At 65.2% G+C, this 10067-nt stretch carries 10 protein-coding genes and 1 tRNA gene; 3 read left to right on the top strand and 8 right to left on the bottom strand.

Annotated features, from left to right (window positions below; translation table 11 throughout):
• From A9X01_RS15075 to A9X01_RS15065, 3 genes are all read right to left on the bottom strand, one after another.
• On the bottom strand, nt 1-905 hold a 905-nt coding region (locus A9X01_RS15075; protein ID WP_253849143.1), incomplete at its 3' end, for an MlaD family protein.
• A gap of 85 nt (nt 906-990) precedes the next feature.
• Nucleotides 991-1854 (bottom strand): MlaE family ABC transporter permease, encoded by an 864-nt coding sequence (locus A9X01_RS15070; RefSeq protein ID WP_065121536.1) that lies wholly within the window; start codon nt 1852-1854, stop codon nt 991-993.
• Between the two features lies 1 nt (nt 1855).
• Nucleotides 1856-2701 carry an MlaE family ABC transporter permease gene (locus tag A9X01_RS15065; RefSeq protein WP_436405270.1) on the bottom strand — a complete coding sequence of 282 codons (846 nt, stop codon included), beginning with the start codon at nt 2699-2701 and terminating at the stop codon, nt 1856-1858.
• Nucleotides 2702-3029: 328 nt separating this feature from the next.
• Here A9X01_RS15065 and A9X01_RS15060 point away from each other — a divergent pair, with 328 nt between their 5' ends.
• Nucleotides 3030-3632, top strand: a complete 603-nt coding sequence (locus A9X01_RS15060) for a TetR/AcrR family transcriptional regulator (RefSeq protein ID WP_065121534.1) — start codon at nt 3030-3032, stop codon at nt 3630-3632.
• A gap of 5 nt (nt 3633-3637) precedes the next feature.
• On the opposite strand, the gene A9X01_RS15055 is transcribed toward A9X01_RS15060, so the two are convergent.
• The 3 genes from A9X01_RS15055 to orn form a co-directional block, all read right to left on the bottom strand.
• Nucleotides 3638-4402 (bottom strand): alpha/beta fold hydrolase, encoded by a 765-nt coding sequence (locus A9X01_RS15055; protein WP_065121539.1) that lies wholly within the window; start codon nt 4400-4402, stop codon nt 3638-3640.
• Nucleotides 4403-4584: 182 nt separating this feature from the next.
• Nucleotides 4585-4660, bottom strand: a tRNA-His gene (locus A9X01_RS15050).
• A 53-nt stretch (nt 4661-4713) separates the two neighbouring features.
• Nucleotides 4714-5361 (bottom strand): oligoribonuclease, encoded by a 648-nt coding sequence (gene orn, locus A9X01_RS15045; RefSeq protein ID WP_065121533.1) that lies wholly within the window; start codon nt 5359-5361, stop codon nt 4714-4716.
• Nucleotides 5362-5447: 86 nt separating this feature from the next.
• Between orn and A9X01_RS15040 the strand changes: the two genes are divergently transcribed.
• The gene (locus tag A9X01_RS15040) at nt 5448-6989 is read left to right on the top strand and encodes a helicase HerA-like domain-containing protein (protein ID WP_065121532.1); all 1542 of its coding nucleotides are present in this window, start codon (nt 5448-5450) and stop codon (nt 6987-6989) included.
• Nucleotides 6990-6992: 3 nt separating this feature from the next.
• Here A9X01_RS15040 and cmrA read toward each other — a convergent pair whose 3' ends face one another.
• Nucleotides 6993-7799: a mycolate reductase gene (gene cmrA, locus A9X01_RS15035; protein ID WP_065121531.1), complete on the bottom strand. Its 807-nt coding sequence runs from the start codon at nt 7797-7799 to the stop codon at nt 6993-6995.
• Between the two features lie 75 nt (nt 7800-7874).
• On the opposite strand from cmrA, the gene A9X01_RS15030 reads away from it, so the two are divergent.
• Complete coding sequence (locus A9X01_RS15030) at nt 7875-9257, top strand: MFS transporter (protein WP_081282396.1); 1383 nt, start codon at nt 7875-7877, stop codon at nt 9255-9257.
• On the opposite strand, the gene A9X01_RS15025 is transcribed toward A9X01_RS15030, so the two are convergent.
• Nucleotides 9231-10022: an MmpS family transport accessory protein gene (locus tag A9X01_RS15025; RefSeq protein ID WP_065121530.1), complete on the bottom strand. Its 792-nt coding sequence runs from the start codon at nt 10020-10022 to the stop codon at nt 9231-9233. The two genes, A9X01_RS15030 and A9X01_RS15025, sit on opposite strands and share 27 nt — an antisense overlap.
• Nucleotides 10023-10067: the final 45 nt, after the last annotated feature.

Raw genomic sequence — 10067 nt, 5'->3', positions numbered from 1 at the left:
TGGCCGACCCCCAGTTCGGGCATCCACACTTCGTCCATGAACTTCTTCGCCAGGTTGTCCAGCTTGGCCACCGCAGGAACGAAGTTGTTCGACCTGAGGGCAAGCACCCCGACGACCGGAGTGAGTTCGGTGGAGATCCGGACCAGCTGGTCGATGTGATTGCCGAACGACTGGTGCGCGGTGTCAACCGTGTATTCGGCACCGGAAAGCAGCGAAGCCAGTTGTCCCCGCGTCTCGGCGAAGGTCTGCATCGGCTCGACGGCCTCGTGCAACGCATCGAGCAGCTCGGGTGCGGTGGCCTGTAACCCTTGCGTGGCCTCCAGCAGAGCAGACACCGTCGAGGGGCCGGTGTCGGTGCTGACGATTGAATTCAATTGATCGATAAGGCGATTCAGCTGAGCCGCGCTGCCGAGCAGTTTGGTGCGCCGGTTGTCGGTTGCAGCGTTGAGCGCAGCCAGAATGCCAACGGATCGGTCCTCGCGGCCGCGCCCGGTGGCGGCGAGCAGGTCCCGCAGCTTGCTGATGGTGGTCTGGAACAGGACCGTCGGCAGTCGGGTGTCTTCGTGAATGTGCGCGCCCGACCGGATGACCGCTCCAGGCCCGTTGCCGACCAGCTGCACGGAGGAGACCGCGAACACATTGCTGGGCACCACACGTGCGGTCACCGCGGCCGGAATGGACTTGGCGTACTCGGGTTTGAGGTCGATGTGCACATAGTTGGGCTTGCCATGAGCGGCCGGTACCACGTCGTTGACCATGCCGACCAGGACGCCGTGATACTTGACGTCGGATTTTTGCGGCAGGCCGTCGCCCACGTTGATTAGATCGGCGATCACCCGGACGTACTCGTTCAGCCGGCCAGTGGACTTGTACAACAAACCCACGGTGAGCAGGGCCGCCACCATCGCCACCGCCACGCCACAGCCGAACAGTTGCCGGTCGGATGGGCCGCGCCCGTCGACGTCGAAAGAATTGGGTTGCGGCCTCAAACTAACCACCGAACCTTGCGCCGGCGTCGACACCCCACAGCGCCATGGTCAGCAGCATGTTGACCATGATCATGACCGTGATGCTGGCCCGCATGCCGTGTCCCGCGGCGACTCCCACCCCTTCGGGACCGCCACTGGCGTAAAAGCCGTAGTAGCACTGAATGGTGGAGGCGATCCACACGAAGATGACGGCTTTGAACAACGAATAGATGATGTCCTTGCCGGCCAACATCAGCGAGAAGTAGTGCAGGTAAGACCCGGACGAGCCGCCGCTGCTGATCTGCACCACCACCTGAGTGGTCAGGTAGCCGATGGCCAGGCAGGCGGCGTAGAGCGGAATCATCGCCATCACCGAGGCGATCAGCCGGGTGGTGACCAGATACGGAATCGGCCTGATCGCAATGGATTCCATGGCGTCGATCTCCTCGGCGATGCGCATCGAGCCCAGCTGCGCGGTGAAGCGGCAACCGCCCTGCATCGCGAACGCCATGGCGGCCATCAGCGGAGCCAATTCACGGGTGTTGACCAATGAGGATACGAACCCGGTCGCCGGTCCCAGGCCGAGCAGGTCCAAAAAGTTGTATCCCTCGATGCCGACCAGGGCGCCGACGGTCATGCCGAGCACGACCGCGACGCCAGCCGTGCCGCCGCCCACCACGATCGAGCCGTTGCCCCAGGTGATGTTCGACAGCAGGCGCAGAAACTCGCCGTTGTACTGGCGCAGCGTAAGCGGTATCGCCACCAGCGCCCGCACGAAGAAGACCAGCATGTGCCCGAGGCGACTGATTGGCTTGGTGCCGCGCCGGTAGATGCGCATCAGGCGCGTGGTCAACGGCGCCAGTGGTAGGTAGGGCGAGGCCGTCACGTCACAAACCGGTCCTTGGCGACAGCATGATGTAGAGCTGGCTGATGGCGACGTTGACGATCATGAGCAACAAAATCGATTCCACCACTGCGGCATTCACCGAGTTGGCCACGCCGGTGGGACCGCCCTTGGTGGACAGTCCCTTCTGGCTCGAGACGATCGCGACGATCGCGCCGAAGATGATCGCCTTCAGCAGTGCCAGGATCATGTCGCCGGTGGTGGCGAACGACGCGAACGTGGACACGAAGCTGCCCGGTGCCCCGTCTTGGAAGTAGACGTTGAACATGTAGCTGGCGAAAAAACCGACAAAGCACACCACGCCGGTGAGTGCGACGCCGATCATGATCGCCGCGGCAAACCGGGGCACCACGAGGCGGCGAATCACCGAGACGCCCATCACCTCCATCGCGTCGGTTTCCTCACGCATCGTCCGGGAACCAAGGTCGGCGGTGATGGCGGAGCCGACGGCGGCCGCCATCAGAACCGCGGCGACCAGCGATGCCCCCTGGCGGATGACCGCGAGCCCGCTGGCTGCGCCGGCCAGCGAGGTGGCTCCAACCTGCCCGGCGAGCAACGCAAACTGAATCGACAGGGTGACGCTGATCGGCAGGGAAACCAGGATGGTCGGCAAAACGGCCGTCCCCGCCATGAATGCACCCTGGCGGACGAACTCCTGCCACTGGAACCGGCCGGTGAAGAGGTCGATGAAGAAGTACTGGATGGTGCGGATGCCGAGGACGAATTGTTCGCCGACCGTGCGCAAAGACGCCAGCGGATGGCGATCGACGTAGCCGACACCCCACTCCTTGATCGCGTTGACGCCGTCGTCCGGGCGTTCGTCGCGCAGGACAGCTTCTTGGTCCAAGGTCATATCAAACGGAACCGTGGAACGGTTGAGCAAACGATCGTGGAAGTCATCGCGGACCGGAAACCGATCTCATCGGCGCTCTCCCCACCGGTTGCTTCGTGACTGCCCAGCGGAGTTTGTCGGTTATCGTCGAGCGGCATCCACTGCACCCAAACGCCCACGATTCCGCAACCCTGCAGCTCAATCAGTTTTGCGGTATCACGCTAGCCTACTTGATAGGCACTTTCAATAGTGTAGAGTCACTCACTTACGAGCAACCTAGGATCGCGCAACCTGCTCGGACTGTCCGACTCGCGAAGGTGATCGCATGCCCTCAGCAAACATTGAGTCGCTTCGGGACCGGCGTCGCGCCGAATTGCTCTCGCTAATCCAGCACACCGCTTACGAACTGTTTGCCGAACGTGGATTCGATGCCGTGACGACCGAAGACATCGCCGCCGCGGCCGGCATCTCGATCAGCACGTACTTCCGGCACGCACCTACCAAGGAAGGTCTGCTGGTCGATCCGGTCCGCGAGACGATCAGCGAGATGCTCGACGCCTTCAACGCGAGACCGGCCGGCGAATCGGCGGTCGAAGTGCTCATTCAACTGTTTGTCGCGCACGCCAGGGAAGCCGGCGAGCTTCATCACCTCGACACCTGGCAACGAGCGGTCGCGACGGCCCCGCATCTGCTGAGCAAGTCGACGCTGATCCGCGAAGCCGATCAGCGCAAGTTCGTCGAGCACGTGGCATCCCGGATGGGCGTGAGCCCAGGGTCTGACGTACGCCCGGCGCTCCTGGTGCATACGTGTTTGGCCACGGTGAAATTCGTCATCGACCGCTGGCTGACCGCGGAAGCGGAACCGGCAGAACCGATGCACGTCCATATGGAGCGGGCACTGCGGATTACGTTGGCCGGTTTCGAATAATTGGGCTACAGCTCTTCCAGGAACCTTCGCACCGCGGCATTGAACGCCTCGGGCTGGTCCATATTCGCGGCGTGCCCCGCGTCCTGGAGTACGACTTTGTGGGAATTGGCAATGCGGCGAGCCATGTAGTCGGCCCCGGCGAGGAAGTCGGTGTCGTCAGCGACGACAACTACCAACGTGGGCACCGCGATGCTGTCGAGCGAATCGATGACGCGAGAGTCCTTCTGCGACATGACACCGCGGGCGGCGCGGGGGAGACCCTCCGGGTGTTCATGCGCCGCCTGCGCCACTTCCGCCGACCGGCTGGCTGACCCCTCGCCGCGCTCAAATCGTTGGGCGGTTCTTTCGACCCAGGCGTTCCACTTGTCACGCGCTGCGTCGTTGCGGTAGCCGGGCCCGGTGTCGACCAGCACCAAACCCGCGACCCGCTGCGGGTGCACGAGGTGAAAGGCCAGAGATAGGTAGCCGCCCAGCGACATTCCACCGATGACGGCCCGCTCGGCGCCTGCGGCATCGAGAATCGCCACCATGTCGGCGACGCTGACCTGCTCGCTGTAGCGGTCCATCTCCTCGGGCGCATCGCTGCTGCCGTGGCCGCGCTGGTCCCAGACGATGACCGGCCGGTCGACGCTCAATGCATCGATATTGCGGTGCCACATGCCCGCGGTCGCACCGAAACCGTGCGTCAGCAAGATCGGCACGCCCTGGCCCTGCGGGTTGTGCACCTGATAGGCGAGCTTGACGCCGTCTTCGCGCTGCAGTCTGTTCACCCCGCCACCCTGCCATCCCGACTTGTCCGTCGAGACTGCGGCGTCGCCCAAAGCGCGCACGTGGTAGGCGCTGCGGGGTGTGTGCCCGGTTGAACGGCCGTCGTCCCGTCACTGCCCTTGCCGAAGCCTCGACGCCGCCGCCGACGCCCTACCCGCATTGCAGATAAAGCGGCGTCCCTACCTGGGGTGGCTGACGGGGCTCGAACCCGCGACATCCAGGATCACAACCTGGTGCTCTACCAACTGAACTACAGCCACCATGGCCGCCGGACAGCCTTCTAGAAGCGGGCTGTTGAGCGGCGACGTCGATACTAACCGCTTGGGCGCTCGTCGGCCGAATCGATAACCTCCGCGGCTTCGGTGTCCCCCTGAAGATCGGTGACCACGGCTGCGATTTCGCTGGTAGACGGCCCGGGCGGGGGCACGAACGCGGTCCGCCGGTAGTACTGCAGCTCCCGGATCGACTCGTGGATATCGGCCAGCGCGCGGTGCGCCAGACCCTTGGGTGGCTGCCCGAAATAGATCCGTGGGTACCAGCGCCGGCAGAGTTCCTTGATGGAGCTGACATCGATCATGCGGTAGTGCAGGAACGAGTCCAGGGCCGGCATGTCCCGGGCGATGAAGGACCGATCGGTGGCGATCGAATTGCCCGCCAACGGCGCGGTCTTGGGCTGTTTGACGTGCTTGCTGATGTATTCGAGGACCATCGCCTCGGCGGTTTCGAGGTCGACTGTCGACGCCCTGACCTCGTTCGTCAGCCCGGAGCGCGCGTGCATCTGCGCGACGACGTCGATCATCGAGGTCAACGCGGCTTCCTCGGCATGGATGACGACATCGATTCCGTCGCCCAAGATGTTCAGGTCGGCATCGGTGACCAGGGCGGCAATCTCGATCAGCTTGTCCGACCCCAGATCCAGCCCGGTCATCTCGCAGTCGATCCACACCAATTCGTCCCGCACAGCGCCCAAGCGTAAGCCCACGTCAGGCCCCGCTGCTGCACCCCCTGGCAAGTAGGGTGATGTTTGCCATACAGCAAGGGGAACTGATGAGCACCGAATCAGACGCCGCCGGAGGCATTGCGGCGGGTTATGCCGTCCAAGGTCAGGCGCTGGAACTGGGCACGGTCGTCGTCGACGGGGAGGCCGACCCGACCGCGCAGATCCGCATCCCGCTGGCCACCATCAACCGGCATGGTCTGGTGGCCGGTGCGACCGGGACCGGGAAGACCAAGACGCTCCAGCTGATCGCCGAGCAACTCAGCGCCGCGGGCGTCCCGGTCTTCATGGCCGACGTCAAGGGTGACCTGTCAGGCCTGGCGAGGCCGGGGGAGGGCAACGACAAGACCGCCGCGCGGGCCAAAGACACCGGCGACACCTGGGAGCCCAGCGGGTTCCCGGTCGAGTTCCTCTCGCTCGGCACCGGCGGGGTCGGGGTGCCGGTACGGGCGACCGTCGAAAGCTTTGGGCCGGTACTCCTATCAAAAGTTCTGGGGCTCAACGCTACTCAGGAGTCGACGCTCGGTCTGATCTTCCATTGGGCAAAGCAGAACGGCCGCCCGCTGGTCACGTTGGACAATCTGCGCACCGTAATCAGCCACCTCACCAGCGACGAGGGCAAAGCCGATCTGAAATCCCTGGGCGGAGTGTCCTCCACCACGGCCGGGGTGATCCTGCGCGCGCTGGTGAATCTGGCGGGCGAGGGCGGTGACACATTCTTCGGCGAGCCCAAGCTCGACCCGAACGATCTGCTGGCGAAAGACGACCAGGGTCGCGGGGTCATCTCGCTGCTCGAGTTCAGCGGTCAATCGCTGCGCCCGGTCATCTTCTCGACCTTCCTGATGTGGTTGCTCGCCGACCTTTTCGCGCAGCTGCCCGAGGTCGGCGACATCGACAAACCCAAACTTGTGTTCTTCTTCGACGAGGCACATCTGCTGTTCACCGATGCATCGAAGGCCTTCCTGGACCAGGTGGAGCAGACCGTCAAACTCATCCGCTCCAAGGGAGTGGGTGTGTTCTTCTGCACCCAGCTGCCGACCGACCTGCCCAACGACGTGCTGTCGCAGCTGGGCGCCCGGATTCAGCACGCGTTGCGGGCATTCACGCCGGACGACCAGAAAGCGCTCAGCAAGACCGTCCGCACCTATCCCAAAACCGATGTGTACGACCTGGAGTCGGCGCTCACATCGCTGGGCATCGGCGAGGCCGTCGTCACCGTGCTGTCCGAAAAAGGGGCGCCGACCCCGGTTGCCTGGACCCGCATGCGGGTGCCTCGTTCGTTGATGGCCGCGATCGGCACCGACGCGGTGACCGCAGCCGCCAAATCCAGTCGGCTGCAAGAGAAGTACGGCCAAACGGTGCCGTCGCCCGACGAGGTTCCCGCAACGCGACCGCCGTCGGCGCCGAGCACGGACCATCCGCCCGTGCCGACCTACGACGAGGTCCCGCCCATGCCGGCGCCCGCCGAGCCGAAAGGTCCCGCCGTGTGGGAGGAAGTGCTGAATAATCCCACCGTGAAAAGCGGCATCAACACGGCGATACGCGAAGCGGTGCGCAGCATCTTCGGCACCCGTCGGCGCCGCCGCAAGTAGCCGCTACCCGCCGCCGAGTTTCTTGTAAAACGCACCCACGATCGGCGCCACGATGGCCCGCGGTGCATACCCGCTCGCCACCGACATCGCCTTGGAGGTCACCCCCGGAACGACGCGCATCTTGTTGCGCTCCAACGCATCCAGGGAGACCTGGGCGGTGTGCTCGGTCGAGATCCACAGGAAATCGGGCACCAACTTTTCCACCAGCGATCTCTCGTCGCCCTCGGGCAGGTCGGTGCGCACCGGACCGGGTGCCAGCAGCGTGACATGTACCCCGGATTTCCGTACCTCGCCGCGCAGCGATTCGCTGAAGGTGTTCGCAAACGCCTTGGTCGCCGCGTAAGTCGCGTTGTAGGGAATCGGTGAATTGCCCGCCGCCGAACCGGAAATCAGGATGCCGCCGGCCTTGCGCGCGACCATTCCGGGCAGGACCGCCAACGTAAGGTCGTGCACCGCAATGGCGTTCAACTGCACCTGGGCTCTTTCGCCCGCTGGGTCCAGGTCGGCAACGGCGCCGAACGTGGCGGTACCGGCATTGGCGCACAGGATGGAAATCTGCCGTGTGGCCAGCTCCTCACACAGCTTGCCGCGTTCGGTCGGGTCGGCCAGGTCGGCAGGCCGTACCTCGACGGTGACCCGGTACTTGTCCGACAGTCGGGCGGCGAGGTCGTTGAGCAGCTCCTCGCGCCGCGCGGTGACGATCAAATTGTGGCCGCGCGCGGCGAGCTCGGTCGCCAGCGCCTCGCCGATGTTTTGCGACGCTCCGGTGACAACAGCGCGCGCGTCGGGACTGGGAGCAGGTATCGGCATGACGACGATCGTAGACACCCGTTGCGGGACAGCCGCTCGCAGCGGGTCGCTGGGAAAACACATAGAGTGCCGACCATGAGTGAGCCGGAGTCCCCCGACACAGGCGCCGGCGAGCAGGAAACGCTCAACACTGAAACCCTTGCCGAACACCCGCCGCATAGCACCCCGCCGGCGCGGATCGTCGCCTGGGCGCTGTGGGACTGCGGTTCGACCGGGCTGAACGCGATCGCCGCGACGTTCGTGTTCTCGGTCTACCTGACCAGCAGCGTGGGGGTGGGCACACCGTTGGGTGCCACGCCGGAAAGCTGGCTGGGGCGGGCCGGTGCCATCGCCGGGATCACCATCGCGCTGCTGGCGCCCGTGGTCGGCGTGTGGGTGGAATCGCCGCATCGCCGACGGCTGGCGCTTGGTCTGCTGACCGGCCTGGCGGTCGCGCTGACCTGTGCGATGTCGCTGATCCGCGACGACTCGCGCTACTTCTTCGCCGGACTGGCGCTGCTGGCCGGCACCGCGGCATGCGGCGACCTGGCCAGCGTCCCCTACAACGCGATGCTTCGGCAGCTATCGACGCCGCAGACCGCCGGCCGCATCTCCGGCTTCGGCTGGGCAGCGGGCTATGTGGGCAGCGTTCTACTGCTGATCCTGGTCTACCTCGGCTTCATGACCGGTGACGGCGACACCCGCGGGTTGCTGCACCTACCGACCGCCGACGGTGTGAACGTCCGCGCCGCGATGCTGTTGGCCGCGGCCTGGCTGGCGATTTTGGGATTGCCGGTGTTGTTGGTCGCCCACCGGCTGCCGGGCGCGCGCACGGTCACCCGCCGCAGCGATCAGGGCGCTTACCGGAAGCTGTGGGCGGACATCACTTCCGAGTGGCGTCGTGACCGAAACCTCGTCTACTTCCTGGTCGCCAGCGCCATCTTCCGGGACGGCTTGGCCGCGATATTCGCCTTCGGCGCCGTGCTGGGGGTGGAGGTGTACGGCCTCAACCGGGCCGATGTATTGATCTTCGGGGTGGCCGCGAGCGTGGTGGCGGCGATCGGGGCGATCATCGGCGGGTTCGCCGATCACCGGGTCGGATCCAAGCCGGTCATCGTCTTTTCCTTGTCAGCGATCCTCGCCGCCGGGGTCGCCATGATGATGCTGTCGGGCCCACTCGCCTTCTGGGCCTGCGGACTGCTGCTGTGTCTGTTCATCGGACCCTCGCAGAGCTCGGCGCGCGCACTGCTGCTGCGCATGGCCCAGCACGGCAAGGAGGGCGTGGCCTTCGGTCTCTACACGATGACGGGCCGGGCGGTCGCGTTCCTGGCGCCGTGGCTGTTCTCGGTCTTCGTCGACGTGTTCAACGCCGTCCGGGCCGGCTTGGGCGGTATCTGCGTCGTGCTGCTGCTCGGGTTGCTGGCGATGCTGGTGGTGCGGGTGCCGCCCGAATCAAAGCGGGGCATCGCAAATGGTTAACCCCTGCCCGGTGCGCTGCCGCACCTGAACCCCGGCCACCGTCACCGAGCAGGTGACATTGTGGCCGATGTTGACGATCGTGACGCTCGCCGGATGCGGGGTCGACGTCGACAGGCTGACCTGCTTGCTCCAGGGCAGTGCCACGTTGAACTCGGTCTGAATCAGATCGCCGGTGTCCAAGTACATGACGCTGATGGCTCGACCCTCCCCGGTGACCGTGTAGACCACGGTCTGCATGGTTCCCGGCGAGGTGGGGGACCCGGGCGGGGCCGTTGTGCCCGGTTCGGTCGTCGTGGTGCGCGGTGGCCTGCGGGTAGTCGAGGGCGGTGATGTCCTGGTGGTGGGGGGTACATAAGTCGTCGTGGGCCCGGGCATCGGGGGCAGCGGCTCGATCGCGGTCTGCTGCTTTCTCGACACGTTCACGATGACCAACGCGATGACCAACCCGATGACCAGCAGCACCGAGGCGCCGGCCACGAACCACAGCCAGCGCGGAGAGCGTGGTGGCGGTGGTGGGGGCTCGCCGGACGGGTCATCCGCGTGCTGCTGGTCCTGCTGCCAGTACTGAGGCGGCAATTGCTGGGTGGGGTTTGGTTGATATGCGCCCGGCGCCCAGGGGGAACCGCCGCCGTAGTTGGCGTACGGCATCTGATCGGCATAAGCCGGGTAGTCGATGGGAGGTGAATCGGAATAGTCCTGCGACCACGCCGAATCAGACCCCGGTTGAGGGGGGCCGAATTGCTGGGGTCGCTGTGGATCGTTCATGTCCACTTCGCAGGGTACAAGGCATCGGTCGGGGACCGGTTTGGC

The sequence above is a fragment of the Mycobacterium asiaticum genome (genome assembly GCF_001668675.1).
GTDB classification, from domain to species: Bacteria; Actinomycetota; Actinomycetes; order Mycobacteriales; family Mycobacteriaceae; genus Mycobacterium; species Mycobacterium asiaticum_D.
This window is presented reverse-complemented; position numbering and strand designations above follow the sequence as displayed.

What these genes read in the sequence shown, in the direction of transcription:
- A9X01_RS15060 (WP_065121534.1), top strand. Translation starts at nt 3,030, where the DNA reads ATGCCCTCAGCAAACATTGAGTCGCTTCGGGACCGGCGTCGCGCCGAA.
- A9X01_RS15040 (WP_065121532.1), top strand. Translation starts at nt 5,448, where the DNA reads ATGAGCACCGAATCAGACGCCGCCGGAGGCATTGCGGCGGGTTATGCC.
- cmrA (WP_065121531.1), bottom strand. Translation starts at nt 7,799, where the DNA reads ATGCCGATACCTGCTCCCAGTCCCGACGCGCGCGCTGTTGTCACCGGA.
- A9X01_RS15030 (WP_081282396.1), top strand. Translation starts at nt 7,875, where the DNA reads ATGAGTGAGCCGGAGTCCCCCGACACAGGCGCCGGCGAGCAGGAAACG.
- A9X01_RS15025 (WP_065121530.1), bottom strand. Translation starts at nt 10,022, where the DNA reads ATGAACGATCCACAGCGACCCCAGCAATTCGGCCCCCCTCAACCGGGG.